Consider the following 15,266-nt stretch of genomic DNA (forward strand, 5'->3'; position numbering starts at 1 on the left):
GCATGAGCGACTCCCTTGATCTCAGCCTGGATGGCGTAGAACGCCGGTCACTGGCTGACTTCACCGAAAGTGCCTACCTCAACTACTCCATGTACGTGATCATGGACCGTGCTTTGCCGCATATCGGCGACGGCCTGAAACCGGTACAGCGGCGTATCGTCTACGCCATGAGTGAGCTGGGGCTGGATGCCGATTCCAAGCACAAGAAATCCGCGCGTACCGTGGGTGATGTGCTCGGTAAGTTCCACCCTCACGGGGATTCCGCCTGCTACGAAGCCATGGTGCTGATGGCACAACCCTTCAGCTATCGCTACACGCTGGTGGACGGCCAGGGCAACTGGGGTGCGCCGGACGATCCCAAGTCCTTCGCGGCCATGCGTTATACCGAGGCGCGTCTGTCGCGCTATTCCGAAGTGCTGCTCAGCGAGCTGGGCCAGGGCACTGCGGACTGGGGGCCGAACTTCGACGGCACCTTGCAGGAACCTCTGGTATTGCCGGCGCGTCTGCCGAATATCCTGCTCAACGGCACCACCGGTATCGCCGTGGGCATGGCCACCGACGTGCCGCCGCACAACCTGCGGGAAGTGGCTTCGGCCTGCGTGCGTCTGCTGGACGAACCCAAGGCCACGGTGGAGCAGCTCTGCGAGCATATCCAGGGGCCGGATTACCCCACCGAAGCGGAAATCATCACCCCGCGCGCCGACCTGCTGAAGATCTATGAAACCGGCCGTGGCTCGGTGCGCATGCGCGCCGTGTATCGGATCGAGGATGGCGACATTATTGTCACCGCGCTGCCGCATCAGGTCTCCGGGGCCAAGGTGCTGGAGCAGATTGCCGCGCAGATGCAGGCCAAGAAACTGCCGATGGTGGCCGACCTGCGGGACGAGTCGGATCACGAGAACCCCTGCCGCATCGTGATCATCCCGCGCTCCAACCGGGTCGATCCCGATGAACTGATGCAGCATCTGTTCGCCACCACCGAGCTGGAGTCGACCTACCGGGTCAACATCAACATCATCGGTCTGGACGGCAAGCCGCAGTTGAAGAACCTGCGGGCGTTGCTGGTGGAATGGCTGGAGTTCCGGGTTAGCACTGTGCGCCGGCGCCTGCAGTTCCGCCTGGACAAGGTCGAGCGTCGCCTGCACCTGTTGGACGGTTTGCTGATCGCTTATCTCAACCTGGATGAGGTGATTCACATCATCCGTACCGAGGAGCATCCGCGGGCCAAGCTGATCGAGCGTTTCGCCCTCAGCGAAATCCAGGCCGACTATATCCTCGATACGCGCCTGCGGCAGTTGGCGCGTCTGGAAGAGATGAAACTGCGGGCCGAGCAGGATGAATTGCTCAAGGAGCAGGCCAAGCTGCAAGCCCTGCTCAACAGCGAGAGCAAGCTGAAGAAGCTGGTACGTACCGAATTGCTGCAAGACGCGGAAACCTACGGCGACGACCGTCGCTCCCCGATCGTTGCCCGTGCGGAAGCCAAGGCACTGTCGGAAAACGAACTGATGCCCACCGAGCCGGTGACCATCGTTTTGTCGGAAAAAGGCTGGGTTCGCTGCGCCAAGGGGCATGATATTGACGCCACTGGTTTGTCTTACAAGGCCGGTGACGGTTACAAGACTGCTGCTGCGGGGCGTTCCAACCAGTTCGCGGTGTTCATCGACTCCACCGGCCGCAGTTACTCGGTGGCGGCCCACACGCTGCCATCGGCCCGTGGTCAGGGTGAGCCGTTGACCGGTCGTCTGACGCCGCCACCGGGTGCGACGTTCGAGTGCGTACTGTTGCCCGATGACGATGCCTTGTATGTGATCGCTTCTGACGCGGGCTATGGCTTCGTGGTCAAGGGCGAAGATCTGCAGGCCAAGAACAAGGCGGGCAAGGCGCTGTTGAGCCTGCCGAACAACGCCAAGGTCCTGGCGCCGCGGCCGGTGGCCGACCGCGAGCAGAACTGGCTGGCCTCGGTGACCACCGAGGGGCGTCTGCTGGTGTTCAAGATCAGCGACCTGCCGCAGCTGGGCAAAGGCAAGGGCAACAAGATCATCGGCATTCCCGGTGAGCGCGTGGCCAGCCGCGAAGAGTACGTCACTGACATCGCGGTGCTGCCCGATGGCGCGACCCTGGTGTTGCAGGCGGGCAAGCGCACCTTGTCGTTGAAGGCCGATGACCTTGAACACTACAAGGGCGAGCGCGGGCGTCGTGGCAACAAACTGCCTCGCGGTTTCCAGCGGGTCGATGCGTTGTTGGTAGAGCCGCTCAGTTAAGGGCGGGCTAGAGCGTTCGATCTTGGACTTAAGCGCCAGATCAACGCTAGAACACTGGAGTCATGGCGCATATTCACGGATGATATGCGCGTTTCAAACGCTGGCGTGGCCGGGCGTTATTCAATTTTTTTGAGTATTTACACTGTGGCCAGCCTTGTGGCCGCCACTTGGATGGGATGATGACTGCTCTGCGCCTTCCTCTTGTTTTCTTGCTCGCGGGCGTTTTTGGCCTGGCGGGTTGCAGCGTACACCAGCCGGTGTCGCTGTATCAGCTGGACAGCGGAAGTCCAGCTCAGCCGGCCAGTGCCGGCATGTCGGTATTGTTGGGGCCGGTGTTGATCGCTGACTACCTGCAACGGGAAACCCTCCTGCAACGCCAGGACGATGGCAGCCTGCAAGCCTCCACCGATGGTCGTTGGGCCGGTAGCTTGTCTTCGGACATCGACCAGTTGCTGTTGCGCCAGGTGGCCGGCCATCTGGACAGCCAGCGCGTGGTACTGGCGCCGGCCACCAGCGGCTTCACTCCGGATGTCCAGGTACTGCTGTCGATCACTCGCCTGGATTCCGGCAAGTCGCAACCGGCGGTACTGGATGCTCAGTGGCGCTTGATCGATCGTCGTGGTCAGGTGCGGGACAACCGCATTGTTCACCTGCAGGAGCAGCATGCGGGTACCACGGCGTCTCAGGTCCAGGCCCAGGGCGTGTTGTTGCAGCGTCTGGCTGAGCAATTGTCGGTCGCCCTCAAACCCTTGGCCAATCAGCCGGCGGTGGCAGAAGTGCCACGCAAGGCGCCGCCGGCACCTGCGCCCAAGCCTGCCGAGCATGAGAAGCAGCCGAAGATCCCAATGGCCACGCCAATCCGGACGGATATGGAAGTGTTCAGATTCTGAGTTGAGCCGCTGCAAGACAAGGCCCGCCTAATCCGCGGGCCTTTTCGTTACTGGCTGTGGCAGGTGTTCCATATGGCCAGCACCATCCCTGCATTCTGCGAGCAGGCCGCAGTCATGCCTCGCGCTAAAGCTCCTTCGGGGCTTGTTGCTGGCTGCGTCAGTGGCTACACGAAGGCCACAAAAAAGCCCGCACTTGGCGGGCTGTTTCTTGCACGGTGCCAGCCTTACAGCTTGGCCCGTGTCTCATGCATGCGCGCCAATTGCCGTTCCAGCATTGATGGATAGGGCTCCATCAGCCGTTCGACACAGCAAGCTCCTTCCGGGCTGGCGATAGGGCGGATACGTGCGCGCTGACGGATCAGCGCGTCGTCATTGATCTGGCGCTCCACCAGCAGCAGATTGCGGCTGTGCTGGGATAGCGCCAGGGCGTCCTGGGCGGTTTCGGTCAGCAGCAGGTCGATCTGGCTCAGGCCGAACAGTCCTTCGCCCAGCGTCAGGCCCAATTGCAGTTGCAGGGTGATGCCGCTGTCCGCCACTTCGATCTGCAGGGCATGGCCCAGAGCACGCAACAGCTCGCCGCAGCAGATGGCGTTGGTGAGGTAGTCGTCGCCGCTGTCTTCGCTATGGAACAGCATCAGCGTGCTGCCATCGTTCAGGGTGTGCAGTTCGCTCTGGTACAGCGAGGCCGCCTGGTCGAGGCAATCGCGATAGCGCTCCAGCAGTTCCATCAGCCGCGCGCGGGGCAGGCGGCGCAGTTGCTCCTGGGCTCCCAACTGCACTGCGAGTACTGCGCTGTGCTGAGGCTGTGCCGGGACCTGAGGTTGCAGCGCAGGTTTGGGGGCGGGAGTCGAGGAGTGATCACGCAGGTCGGCGAACGGATCTTCTTCGTCCAGTTCGTCCTCCTCGGCGCTGACCAGATGCCGTGGCGCAGGCTTCAGACCGGCGAGCGGGGTACTTTCATCAAAGCTTGGGTCACGCAGGTTACGCACTTCGAACGCGGCTTCGTGTTCCTCGTCATCCTGCTCTTCGAGCTCTGGCTGCGGCTCTGGCTCGGGCTTTTCCGGTACCAGGCGAGCGTGCAGTTGGCGCGCCAGATCACCAATTTCGTCCTGGCGCTGGGTCGCCGGGGTGTGCTCATCCAGGTCCCGCAGCCAGACCCGCAGTTGCAGCAGCGGGGTGGAGATGTGGCGACCCAGACGCAGGCTCAGGGCCAGGGCCAGGGCCAGCAGGATGGCGCTGAGAATGCCCATGCTCTGCAGGCTGATGGTCATCGGCTGCTGGAACTGCGCCATGTCCAGGCTGATCCGCAGGTTGCCGGCGGTCACGTCCTGGAAGGTGATCTTGGTCTGGTAGACACCCTCGGTTTCACCCAGCAGGCTGCTCTTGGGGCGTTGCCCGGCTTCGGCGAGGATGCGGTTGTCGACGCTGTAGATCGCCGCATGGGCCACGAGCGGGTTCTTGGTCAGGTTGTTGAGCAGGACGTTGAGGCTGAGGATGTCATTGGACACCAGCAGCTCGGTGGCCGAAGTGGCGGTCTGGGTGGTCAGGCTCTGACCCAGGGCGTCGGCTTGTTCGTGCATGGCTTGCTTGAACTGCAGGCCCATCACGCCGGCATAGATCACCAGGGCCAGGGCGACCAGGATCACGTTATGGCTGGCAATGCGCAATGCAATCGGCACACGGCGGTGGCGCAGTGCACGGAAGATCAGCAGGAAGAAGTTATCGGTTTTAACTGGCGTGGGCCGGTTCACTGAGCTCGGCTCTTTTGTCCGTGAAGTTGACGCGCAGTATAGCGACAGGCCCTAGACCGGCAAAGCGCTGGCTGTGCCCGATGGTCACCGAAAGTGGGTAGAATGCGCTTTTTTTCCACCTCGGGGGTGCGCCTTGCGCGAAATTGTCCTGATAAACATCACCGGCGAAGATCGTCCCGGTCTGACTGCGGCCATTACGGGTGTTCTGGCCCAGGGTGGTGTGAACATTCTCGACATCGGTCAGGCGGTGATCCACGACACCTTGTCGTTCGGCATCCTGGTTGAAATTCCCAGCAACGAGCAGAGTTCGTCGGTGCTCAAGGACATTCTGTTCACCGCCTACAAGCTCGATCAGCAGGTGCGTTTCACACCGGTGTCCGAGGAGGACTACCAGCAGTGGGTCGACGGGCAGGGCAAGCAACGCCACATCGTCACCCTGCTGACGCGCAAGGTCACCGCCGAGCAGTTGCAGCGAGTGAGTTCGATCACCGCCAAGTACGGTCTGAACATCGATCACATCGATCGCCTGTCCGGGCGCATGCCCCTGGATATGCCAGCCGATCAGGGCAAAGGCTGCATCGAGTTTTCCGTGCGTGGCGAAGCCGCCGATCCGCAAGCCCTGCGAGCCGAATTCCTCAGCGTGGCCCAGGAGCTGAACGTCGACATCGCCTTCCAGGAAGATTCGCTGTTCCGCCGCAACCGCCGCCTGGCGGTGTTTGACATGGACTCGACGCTGATCGAAGCCGAGGTCATCGACGAGCTGGCCAAGGCGGCAGGCGTGGGTGAGCGGGTGGCAGAAATCACCGAGCGGGCCATGGCCGGCGAGCTGGATTTTCGTGCCAGCTTCAAGGAGCGCCTGGCGTTGCTCAAGGGGCTGGACGTCAGCGTGCTGGATTCCATCGGCGCGTCCCTGCGTCTGACCGAGGGCGCCGAAACCCTGTTTGCCGAGCTCAAGCGCCTGGGCTACAAGACCGCGATTCTCTCCGGCGGCTTCACCTACTTTGCCAAGCAGTTGCAGGCCAAGCTGGGTATCGATTACGTGTTCGCCAACGAACTGGAGGTGGTGGACGGCAAGGTCACCGGCGTCGCCATCGAGCCGATTGTCGACGCTCAACGCAAGGCCGATCTGCTGCGCGAGCTGGCCCACAAGGAAGGCCTGCGCCTGGAGCAGACCATCGCTGTGGGTGACGGCGCCAACGATTTGCCGATGCTGGGAATTGCCGGCTTGGGCGTGGCGTTCCGTGCCAAACCGCTGGTCAAGCAATCGGCCAAGCAGGCGATCTCGACCCTGGGTCTGGACGGCGTGCTGTATCTGCTGGGTTTCCGCGATCGCGACGGGCAGCTCTGAGTCCCGGGAAAAATCCCCGCCCATAAAAAACGCCGCTGATCAGCGGCGTTTTTTGTGTCCGGCATTCAGGTCTCAAGCCTTGGGCAGACCCATACCCTGGCCCATCCGCACTGGCGAGCCGGCGGCCAGTTCTTCAGCCCACTGCACCTGATCCGGGCCAAACAGCACGATGGCCGTGGAGCCCAGTTTGAAGCGACCCATCTCTGCGCCTTTTTCCAGATGGATGGGCGCGCGGGCTGCTTCGTCGTAGCGCACGGTCTTGAGCTCGCGTTTGGGTGGCGTTACCAGGCCGGCCCAGACGGTTTCAATCGAAGCGACGATCATTGCGCCGACCAGTACCAGCGCCATCGGGCCGCGCTCGGTGTCGAAAATGCACACCACGCGTTCGTTGCGGGCGAACAATTCCGGGACATTCTCGGCGGTGGTCTGGTTGACCGAGAAGATCCGCCCGGGCACGTAGACCATTTCCCGTAGGGTGCCGGCCAGGGGCATGTGCACTCGGTGATAGTCCTTGGGCGACAGGTAGACGGTGGCGAAGTCGCCGCCCATGAAAGGCGCGGCCAGGGCCGGATCGCCACCCAGCAGTTCCAGCACGCTGTAGCTGTGGCCCTTGGCCTGGAACACCCGGCCGTGTTCGATTGGCCCCAGTTGGCTGATGGCACCGTCGGCGGGGCTGAGGATTGCGCCTGGGGTTGGGTCCAGCGGGCGTGCGCCCTCTTTCAGGGCGCGGGTGAAGAAGGCATTGAAATGTTCGTAGGCCGTCACGTCCTCCACCTGGGCTTCGGACATGTTCACTTGGTACTGCTTGGCGAACCAGCTGGTGAACGCATTCTTGAACCAGCGCACACGGCACTCGGCAATGCAGCCGGCCAGGCGCGACAGCAGGTGATGAGGCAGCAGGTACTGACTGAGGATGAACAAACGCTTTTTCATTGGGTGTCCTTAAAAACCTTAAATCTCTACGGGCGTATCGGGATGATTGCCCCATTCGCCCCAGGAGCCGGCGTAGCCCTTGACCCGTGGGTAGCCCAGCGCCTTGGCCACCAGATAGGTGAAGCCCGAGCGGTGGTGGGTCTGGCAGTGGGTGATCACTTCTTTGTCTTTGCTGATGCCCAGGTCCGCGAGGATCTGTGGCATGTCGCGGCGGATGCGCAGATGGCGCGCCTGGTCCATGCCGGCGGTCCACTCGAAGTTCACCGCGCCGGGAATGTGTCCGCCCTTGGCGGCCAGGACTTTCTCCCCGGAATATTCCAGCGGGCCGCGAGCGTCCCAGATGGCCAGGTCGGCTGCGCCGAGACGGCTTTGCAGGTATTCGCGGGTGGCGGTGGGTTCGTCATGCAGGATCAGGGGCACTGGGCCGCCTGCCGGGGCTGGGACTTCGGTGGTCACTGGCAGGCTTTGTGCCAGCCAGGCCGTGAGGCCGCCGTCCAGATAGTGGTAGTGACTGTGGCCGATCACGTCCAGCAGCCAGATGAAGCGGCCGGCCCAGCCTCCGCCTTCGTCGTCATAGACCACGTAGACCGCGTCCGGGTTGTGCCCGAGCTCGCCGAAGAGCGCTTCAAGGGCGTTCTGTGGCGGCAGCAGTCCGGGGGCGGGGGGCTGGCCGAGCTGGGTGCGCTTGGGGTCGACGAAGCGCGCCCCGGGAATATGCCCGGTTGCATAGCGGGCAGCGCTGGTCAGGTCGACCAGGATTAGTTCGCGGGCGTCGAGGCGGGCGAGCAAGTCGCTCGGTTCGATGACCAGCGGCAAGCCAGAGAAGTCAGACATGTCAGGTCCCCAGGGCACAAAGGGAAGGATTGTAGCGCAAGCGTCATTGGCTGCGGTTGGTAAAGCTATGCAAGGCTTTTTCGATGCACTGAGCGGTCTTGCCGAACGCCTGGACGCTGATTTCCGAGAACGGAACGCCGCCCTGATCGGCCACGGCCAGCATCAGTACCCGGCCGTTGCACGACAGGGAGCGCATCAGCAGGTGCTCGCCCCGAAACAACTGGCGCAGGGAGGTTGGCAGGTGGGCGGAGAACTGCCCATTGTTGGCCGGCGTCAGGCGCACCTGGGCAGATTTTTCCAGCAGACGTTGCAGGACCGTGCTCTGTTTGGCCTGCAGTGTCAGCCCTGCTGTTTCCTTGGGCAGACCGTAGAGTTGCTGTACCCGCAGGTGGCTTTGGCTGCGGTCAACCATCAGTAACAGCACTCGACGCATGCCGCAGGCCACCAGGGCATCTCGGGCAAAGCTGGTGAGGTGCACGGCATTGGTGAAGGGGCTGGGTTCCAGTAGAAGTTCGCTGCAGAGCTTGCGCCATTTGGCCAACTCCTCGGCTGTCGGAGCCGGTACCGGCTGTTCACCGTTGTGCAGGCGCCGGACATCCCAGGGCCAGACCAGGGCCTGGGCTGGGTGCCAGAGATCGGGTTGGCTGTCATTGCGAGCGCTGGTTGCGGCCTGCTGGTGTAGCTGTTGCTGGACCTGGGCGACCGGCATTTGTAGATACAGGCCGGTGAGGTTTTGCCAGCGTCGGCCATGAGCGTTGTTCCAGGAGTGCTGCGCCGCCAGGGCCAGGCCGTTGGCCAGCAGGACGCAGTTGGCTGGCTGGTTCAGCCAGCGCTGCAGGTCCGGATCGGCATCCAGGCGCTGTTGCTGGCGCAGCGGATGTTCGCTGTCGCGGGCGATCAGCATGACCTTGGCCAGTTGACGCTGCTCTTGGGTCAGCAGGCGATAACCCTGCCGCACCCAGATTGGCAGGTGCCAGGCATGGACCAGGGCCTGGCACAATTCCATCAGCCGAACGCCGAACAGTTGCATTTCTACCTGGCGAGCCGACTCGTGCTTATAGATGACTCGCAGTTCCCATTCTTCCACGAGCTTGGGGTAGACCAGGGCCATGGCCCACAGTGGCGAGAGAAACAGCAGGCTGCCCCAGTGAATGTCCTGCCACAGTCGCGCCAGGCGCCCGGCGAAAAAACCGTTGGCTTGCTGGGTGGCGTGCTGGCTGATCAGTTGCAACTGACGCAGAGCCTGCGGAATTTGTTCCTCTGGCAGGGTGGGCAGTTGTTCGAGCAGTTCTTCGGTGCGCTTGAGTCCCAGGCGGTTGACCGCGACCTCCAGGTTTTCTGCCGGTTCGCTCATGCTACCGTGGGAGTGCCGGTTGGCTTCGCGGATCACGCTCAGGGCCAGCGCCGGGCTGTTTTGCATCAGTTCGGCAATGTCCCGCAGCGAACTGCGATTGTTGGCGATGGCTTTGCACACTCGATCATGACTGGCTTGCGGCACGGGCAAGCGCACGCCATTGAGGAGCTTTACCCAGGCGTCGAGAGAGGTGGGCGGGGAATGTGGGACGTTGGTTTCATTAGACATGGTCGGGCGCAATCATCGTCTGCTGTGAACACGCCCAGAGCGGGCCAAACTGGCTTTTCGCCTTAACTGGCTATAGTCTGGCGCAGTTTTGCCGATAAGTAGAAGAAGAGTTTTAAGAACTTCCGAATATGACCTTGAACCCGACTCAGTAAGTACTCTCCTACCTATGGCTAAAATTATCGGCATCATCGTCGTATTCGCGAGCGTGCTCGGCGGATACGTGCTTTCACACGGCAAAATCGCGGCACTGATCCAGCCTTTCGAGGTTTTGATCATTGGTGGTGCTGCCTTTGGCGCATTCCTCCAGGCCAACCCAGGCTATATGACGATGCATGTCATCAAAAAGTCGTTGGGTATGTTCGGTTCGCGCTTTACTCACACCTTCTATCTAGAAGTGCTGGGGCTGATCTACGAGATCCTCAACAAAAGTCGTCGCGAAGGCATGATGGCCATCGAGGGTGACATCGAGGACGCTGCGGCCAGTCCGATTTTCGCCAAGTATCCTGCGGTGCTCAAAGATGAGCGCATGACCGCTTTTGTCTGTGACTACCTGCGCATCATGTCCTCCGGCAACATGGCTCCTCACGAGCTGGAAGGGTTGTTCGACATGGAACTGTTCAGTCTCAAGGAAGACCTTGAGCATCCCTCCCATGCAGTCACCGGGATCGCCGATGGCATGCCCGGTTTCGGTATCGTGGCGGCGGTATTGGGGATCGTGGTGACCATGGCGTCCCTGGGGGATGGCGACCAGGCGTCCATTGGCCTGCACGTAGGTGCAGCCTTGGTCGGGACCTTCTTCGGTATCCTCGCGGCCTATGGTTTCTTTGGTCCGTTGGCCACTTCCCTGGCGCACGATGCGAAGGAAGAGCTGAACGTCTACGAAGCCATCAAGGCGTCCCTGGTCGCTTCGGCTTCCGGCATGCCGCCTTCGCTGGCGGTGGAGTTCGGGCGCAAGGTTCTGTACCCAGCGCACCGTCCTAGCTTCGCCGAGCTGGAACAAGCGGTTCGCGGTCGCTAAGTCATGGAAAATAATCAGCCGATTATCATCAAGCGCGTCAAGCGCTTCGCTGGCGGGCATCACGGGGGCGCTTGGAAAATCGCCTTCGCCGACTTCGCCACGGCGATGATGGCGTTCTTCCTGGTGCTGTGGCTCTTGTCCACCGCAACCCCGGAACAGAAGATCGCCATCGCCGGTTACTTCAAGGACCCGATCGGCTTCTCGGAAAGCGGCACACCCTACATCATTGATCTGGGTGGCTCTCCCGAACTGGCGCCGGATAACACCCTAAACCCCGAGATCAAGTCCCAGCCGCAACCGGACAAGGTCACGGTGGATGCCGATCAGGTGGAGGGCATGGCCGAGCAGGTGGAGCGCGAGCGTCTTGAACTGCTGCTACAAGAGTTGCAGAACAAGGTTGAAGAGAATCCCCAACTGCAGAAGTTCAAGGACCAGATCCTCTTCGAAATCACTCCGGACGGCTTGCGGATCCAGATCATGGATGCCGAGAACCGGCCTATGTTCGACTCTGGCAGCGCACGTCTGAAGCCGTATTTCGAAGACATCCTGCTGGCCATGGCCGACACCATCAAGGCGGTGCCGAACAAGATCAGCATCAGCGGTCATACCGATGCCACGCCCTATGCCGGCAGTGGTGAATTCGGCAACTGGGAACTGTCCGCCAACCGTGCCAACGCTGCGCGTCGGGCTCTGGTGGCTGGCGGTTATCCCGATCCGCAAGTGGCGCGGGTGGTGGGCTTTGCCTCCTCTGCGCTGTTCGACCGCAAGAATCCGGTCAACCCGGTCAACCGGCGGATCGATATTGTGGTGCTGACCAAGAAGGCCCAGCGCGCTATCGAAGGCGAGCAGACGGATCCAAACGCTCCTGCGCCCAACCAGGGTACTGGGGCGCCAGGTGAAGTGCCGGGTGCGGCGGCGGACCCGAATGCCTTGCCGCCGGGTAGCGAGCCGTTGCCCGCTCATGAAGTGCGCCAGCGCATGAACATCTTCGAGGATGGCGTACTGAGGATGGATGAGCAGGGATCGGCCGGCCAGGCGCCGGCTCCCAAGCCGGTTGCTCCGGCTCCCAAGCCGGTTGCTCCGGCTTCTGCGCCGGGAACCGTCAGGTGACAAACAACAAGGCCGCGAAGATCGCGGCCTTGTTGTTTCTACGGTGCTCGGCTCAGTAGCCGCTGTCTGGCAGGCTGGCGAGGATCGAGCGGTAGCTGTTCATCCGTTGCTGCTGGATGCGCCCGTCTTCCAAAGCCTTGAGTAATGCACAACCCGGCTCGCGATCGTGCTTGCAGTCGCGGAAGCGGCAGGTACCCAGCAAGTCGTTGAACTCGATGAAGCCAGCTTCTACATCGGCGCGGCTGACATGCCCCAGGCCAAATTCGCGGATGCCGGGGGAGTCGATCAGCTCGCCGCCGCCCGGGAAGTGGAACAGTCGCGCGGTCGTGGTGGTGTGGGTGCCCTGTCCGGAGTATTCCGACAGCGGGCCGACTCGGGTTTCGACTTCCGGCAGCAGGCTGTTCACCAAGGATGACTTGCCCACCCCCGATTGCCCCACGAATACGCTGATGCGTCCGTCCAGCAAGCCTTGCAGTTGCTCCATGCCGTCGCCGTGGTGGGCCGAGACTTCCAGCAGCGGATAGCCCAGTTGGCGATAGACCGCCAGCAAGGCGTTGAGTGCCGGAGCGTTCTGCTCGTCGATCAGGTCGGCCTTGTTCAGCAGCAGCAGCGGCCGAATCCCGGCGTGCTCGGCGGCAACCAGGTAGCGGTCGATAAGATTGGCGTGGGGTTCGGGCATGGGGGCAAACACGATCACGATCATGTCGACGTTGGCGGCCACCGGCTTGAGCTGGCCACGGCTGTCCGGTCGGCACAGCTCGGTGCTGCGCGGCAATTGCGCGACGATCACCCCGATGCCCTGATTGCCGGCGCGCCAGACCACCTGATCACCAGTCACCAGCGCTGGCAGGTTGGCTCGCAGGTAGCAGCGGAACACCTGGCCTGCCAGCTCACCTTCCCGGGCTTCGACCTCGACCTGCACGCCGAAGTGAGCAATGACCAGGCCGGTCTGTTCCGGGCCGAGGTCGCCACCCTCCAGCGCCTCTACGGCGGAGGACTCGCGTTTGGCGGCGCGGGCAGCGCGCTCACCCTGAATCTTTTCGATGCGCCAGTTTTGGCGACGATTGAGCTGGCGTTTGGCCATTGGTGTTCCGTGTTGATAATTACGGCGGATAGGTAAAACGGCGGCGAGTTTAGCACGCCGGGCAGGCCCTCTAGGCTAAACTGCGCAACTACGCCGAGGAGCCCCCCATGCAAAACCCACAGAACCTGATTTGGATCGATCTGGAAATGACCGGTCTGAACCCCGACACCGACGTCATCATCGAGATGGCGACCATTGTCACTGACAGCAATCTGAACACCTTGGCTGAAGGGCCGGTCATCGCTATCCACCAGAGCGACGAGATCCTTGCCGGCATGGACGAGTGGAACACTCGTCAGCACGGTGGTTCCGGCCTGACCCAGCGGGTTCGCGAAAGCCGCATCAGCATGGCCGAAGCCGAAGCCCAGACCATTGCCTTTCTGGAGCAGTGGGTACCCAAGGGCAAGTCGCCCATCTGTGGCAACAGCATCTGCCAGGATCGGCGCTTCCTCTATCGCCACATGAAGGCTCTGGAAAGCTACTTCCATTACCGCAACCTGGACGTTTCGACCCTCAAGGAGCTGGCCGCCCGCTGGGCTCCTGACGTGCGCGACAGCTTCAAGAAAGGCAGCACCCATCTGGCCCTGGACGACATCCGCGAGTCCATCGCCGAGCTGCAGCACTACCGCAAGCACTTCATCAAATTCTGACCTGCAGGAGCCGGCTTGCCGGCGAACGGGCGCACGCTGCAAGCGGCGCCCGTACCCGCCCTCTTTTGGTGCTCGCCTCAACTGAGTAGACTGCGCGCCTTCCTGTAAGGACCGCCATCATGCTGTTGATGCTTTATCTGATCGCCATTACCGCCGAAGCCATGACCGGCGCCCTGTCTGCCGGCCGGCGTGGCATGGACTGGTTTGGCGTGGTGCTGATCGCCTGTGTCACTGCGCTCGGCGGTGGTTCGGTGCGTGATGTGCTGTTGGGGCATTACCCGCTGACCTGGGTCAAGCACCCGGAATACCTGGTACTGACCTCGGTGGCGGCGTTGGTGACGATCTTTATCGCGCCCCTGATGCGTCACCTGCGTTCGCTGTTTCTGGTGCTCGACGCCGTGGGACTGGTGGCCTTTACCCTGATCGGCTGCATGACCGCCCTGGAAATGGGCCACGGCATGCTGGTGGCGTCGGTCAGCGGGGTGATCACCGGGGTCTTTGGCGGCATCCTCCGGGATATCTTCTGCAACGACATTCCCCTGATCTTCCGCCGTGAACTGTACGCCAGCGTGTCCTTCGCCGCGGCCTGGTGCTACATGCTGTGCATCTATTTGCAGCTGCCCAGCGAGCAGTCGATCCTGGTCACCCTGTTCGGTGGCTTTCTATTGCGCCTGCTGGCGATCCGTTTTCACTGGGAAATGCCCAAGTTCGTCTACAACGACGAGCATTGACGGTTGGCGTGCTGCGCCAGGGCCCATTGCACGTGTTCGCGGACCAGTTCCGAGGGATAGTCCTGGCGGGCCTTGAGCGCTTCCAGCACCGGAATGCTTGAGGGCGCGTTGCCCAGACCCACCGCCAGGTTGCGCAGCCAGCGCTCATAGCCGGCACGGCGCAGGGGCGAGCCTTCGGTGCTGCTGAGGAACTTGTCCTCGTCCCACATGAACAGTTCTGCCAGTTCGGCATTGTCCAGGTTGTGCCGGGGTTTGAAGTCGCCTTCTCCCGAGGGGCGGGCGAAGCGGTTCCAGGGGCAGACGATCTGGCAGTCATCGCAGCCGAATACCCGATTGCCGATCAGTGGGCGCAGGTCTTCGGGAATGGCGTTTTTCAGCTCGATGGTCAGGTAGGAAATGCAGCGCCGGGCATCCAGTACATAGGGGCCGACGAAGGCATTGGTCGGGCAGATGTCCAGGCAGGCGGTGCAGCGTCCGCAATGTTCAGTGGCGTGGGGCTCGTCCACGGGCAGCGGCAGGTCGACGAACAGCTCGCTGAGGAAGAAGTAGCTGCCGGCCTTGCGGTTGAGCACCAGGGTGTTCTTGCCGATCCAGCCGAGCCCGGCCTGCTCGGCGATGGCTTTTTCAAGCACCGGTGCGCTGTCGACGAACGCGCGATAGCCAAAGGGGCCAATGGCTTGCTGGATGCGTTCGGCCAACTGCTGCACACGTTTGCGGATGAGCTTGTGATAGTCGCGGCCCAAGGCGTAGCGCGAGACATAAGCCTTGGACGGTTCGGCCAGGCGCTGGGCCATCTGGGTGTCGCCGGGCAGGTAGTCCATGCGCAGCGATACCACCCGCAGCGTGCCGGGCACCAACTGATCGGGATGGGAGCGTTTGCTGCCATGGGCGCCCATGTATTCCATTTCGCCGTGGTAGCCGGCGGCGAGCCAGCGCTCCAGATGCTGCTCATGCTCGGCCAGGTCCAGGCCGCTGATACCGACTTGTTGAAAGCCCAGTTCGCGGCCCCAGTCCTTGATCGATTGGGCGAGAGCGGGGAGATCCTGGGTAATAGCGGGCATGAGGCGAGAGAAA

General features: G+C 62.1%; 13 protein-coding genes. 7 read left to right on the forward strand and 6 right to left on the reverse strand.

Annotation, left to right across the window (positions count from 1 at the left end; translation table 11 throughout):
* The first annotated feature begins 2 nt into the window (after positions 1-2).
* Both parC and LOY69_RS02710 read left to right on the forward strand, forming a co-directional pair.
* The gene (gene parC / locus LOY69_RS02705; protein ID WP_110595436.1) at positions 3-2,261 is read left to right on the forward strand and encodes a DNA topoisomerase IV subunit A; all 2,259 of its coding nucleotides are present in this window, start codon (positions 3-5) and stop codon (positions 2,259-2,261) included.
* A gap of 179 nt (positions 2,262-2,440) precedes the next feature.
* Complete coding sequence (locus LOY69_RS02710) at positions 2,441-3,151, forward strand: membrane integrity-associated transporter subunit PqiC (protein WP_102882020.1); 711 nt, start codon at positions 2,441-2,443, stop codon at positions 3,149-3,151.
* 224 nt (positions 3,152-3,375) lie between these two features.
* Here LOY69_RS02710 and LOY69_RS02715 read toward each other — a convergent pair whose 3' ends face one another.
* On the reverse strand, positions 3,376-4,902 hold the full coding sequence (locus LOY69_RS02715) for an AhpA/YtjB family protein (protein WP_102862896.1): 1,527 nt from the start codon (positions 4,900-4,902) through the stop codon (positions 3,376-3,378).
* 133 nt (positions 4,903-5,035) lie between these two features.
* Here LOY69_RS02715 and serB point away from each other — a divergent pair, with 133 nt between their 5' ends.
* Positions 5,036-6,250, forward strand: a complete 1,215-nt coding sequence (gene serB, locus LOY69_RS02720; protein ID WP_102862897.1) for a phosphoserine phosphatase SerB — start codon at positions 5,036-5,038, stop codon at positions 6,248-6,250.
* A 72-nt stretch (positions 6,251-6,322) separates the two neighbouring features.
* Here serB and asd read toward each other — a convergent pair whose 3' ends face one another.
* From asd to LOY69_RS02735, 3 genes are read right to left on the reverse strand one after another with little or no spacing between them, the layout of a single operon-like run.
* The gene (asd, locus tag LOY69_RS02725; protein WP_102862898.1) at positions 6,323-7,183 is read right to left on the reverse strand and encodes an archaetidylserine decarboxylase; all 861 of its coding nucleotides are present in this window, start codon (positions 7,181-7,183) and stop codon (positions 6,323-6,325) included.
* Between the two features lie 18 nt (positions 7,184-7,201).
* Positions 7,202-8,017 (reverse strand): thiosulfate sulfurtransferase, encoded by an 816-nt coding sequence (rhdA, locus tag LOY69_RS02730; RefSeq protein ID WP_110595437.1) that lies wholly within the window; start codon positions 8,015-8,017, stop codon positions 7,202-7,204.
* Positions 8,018-8,060: 43 nt separating this feature from the next.
* Complete coding sequence (locus tag LOY69_RS02735; RefSeq protein ID WP_265074106.1) at positions 8,061-9,599, reverse strand: HDOD domain-containing protein; 1,539 nt, start codon at positions 9,597-9,599, stop codon at positions 8,061-8,063.
* Between the two features lie 166 nt (positions 9,600-9,765).
* On the opposite strand from LOY69_RS02735, the gene motA reads away from it, so the two are divergent.
* Both motA and motB read left to right on the forward strand, forming a co-directional pair.
* On the forward strand, positions 9,766-10,617 hold the full coding sequence (motA, locus tag LOY69_RS02740) for a flagellar motor stator protein MotA (RefSeq protein ID WP_102862901.1): 852 nt from the start codon (positions 9,766-9,768) through the stop codon (positions 10,615-10,617).
* A 3-nt stretch (positions 10,618-10,620) separates the two neighbouring features.
* Positions 10,621-11,727: a flagellar motor protein MotB gene (gene motB / locus LOY69_RS02745; RefSeq protein WP_265074107.1), complete on the forward strand. Its 1,107-nt coding sequence runs from the start codon at positions 10,621-10,623 to the stop codon at positions 11,725-11,727.
* A 52-nt stretch (positions 11,728-11,779) separates the two neighbouring features.
* On the opposite strand, the gene rsgA is transcribed toward motB, so the two are convergent.
* Complete coding sequence (gene rsgA, locus LOY69_RS02750) at positions 11,780-12,811, reverse strand: small ribosomal subunit biogenesis GTPase RsgA (RefSeq protein ID WP_110595440.1); 1,032 nt, start codon at positions 12,809-12,811, stop codon at positions 11,780-11,782.
* Positions 12,812-12,918: 107 nt separating this feature from the next.
* On the opposite strand from rsgA, the gene orn reads away from it, so the two are divergent.
* Together orn and LOY69_RS02760 are read left to right on the forward strand one after the other, a co-directional pair.
* On the forward strand, positions 12,919-13,461 hold the full coding sequence (orn, locus tag LOY69_RS02755; protein WP_011058931.1) for an oligoribonuclease: 543 nt from the start codon (positions 12,919-12,921) through the stop codon (positions 13,459-13,461).
* A 116-nt stretch (positions 13,462-13,577) separates the two neighbouring features.
* Positions 13,578-14,192 carry a trimeric intracellular cation channel family protein gene (locus LOY69_RS02760; RefSeq protein WP_169893104.1) on the forward strand — a complete coding sequence of 205 codons (615 nt, stop codon included), beginning with the start codon at positions 13,578-13,580 and terminating at the stop codon, positions 14,190-14,192.
* Here the strand turns inward: LOY69_RS02760 and queG are convergent.
* The gene (gene queG, locus LOY69_RS02765; protein WP_102882014.1) at positions 14,174-15,253 is read right to left on the reverse strand and encodes a tRNA epoxyqueuosine(34) reductase QueG; all 1,080 of its coding nucleotides are present in this window, start codon (positions 15,251-15,253) and stop codon (positions 14,174-14,176) included. The two genes, LOY69_RS02760 and queG, sit on opposite strands and share 19 nt — an antisense overlap.
* Between the last annotated feature and the right edge of the window lie 13 nt (positions 15,254-15,266).

This window comes from Pseudomonas sp. B21-059 (assembly GCF_026016285.1).
GTDB lineage: Bacteria > Pseudomonadota > Gammaproteobacteria > Pseudomonadales > Pseudomonadaceae > Aquipseudomonas > Aquipseudomonas danubii.

Bases quoted from the DNA above. Each gene is read 5' to 3' on its own strand.
- parC (WP_110595436.1), top strand. From the start codon at position 3: ATGAGCGACTCCCTTGATCTCAGCCTGGATGGCGTAGAACGCCGGTCA.
- LOY69_RS02710 (WP_102882020.1), top strand. From the start codon at position 2,441: ATGACTGCTCTGCGCCTTCCTCTTGTTTTCTTGCTCGCGGGCGTTTTT.
- asd (WP_102862898.1), bottom strand. From the start codon at position 7,183: ATGAAAAAGCGTTTGTTCATCCTCAGTCAGTACCTGCTGCCTCATCAC.
- rhdA (WP_110595437.1), bottom strand. From the start codon at position 8,017: ATGTCTGACTTCTCTGGCTTGCCGCTGGTCATCGAACCGAGCGACTTG.
- LOY69_RS02735 (WP_265074106.1), bottom strand. From the start codon at position 9,599: ATGTCTAATGAAACCAACGTCCCACATTCCCCGCCCACCTCTCTCGAC.
- motA (WP_102862901.1), top strand. From the start codon at position 9,766: ATGGCTAAAATTATCGGCATCATCGTCGTATTCGCGAGCGTGCTCGGC.
- motB (WP_265074107.1), top strand. From the start codon at position 10,621: ATGGAAAATAATCAGCCGATTATCATCAAGCGCGTCAAGCGCTTCGCT.
- rsgA (WP_110595440.1), bottom strand. From the start codon at position 12,811: ATGGCCAAACGCCAGCTCAATCGTCGCCAAAACTGGCGCATCGAAAAG.
- orn (WP_011058931.1), top strand. From the start codon at position 12,919: ATGCAAAACCCACAGAACCTGATTTGGATCGATCTGGAAATGACCGGT.
- queG (WP_102882014.1), bottom strand. From the start codon at position 15,253: ATGCCCGCTATTACCCAGGATCTCCCCGCTCTCGCCCAATCGATCAAG.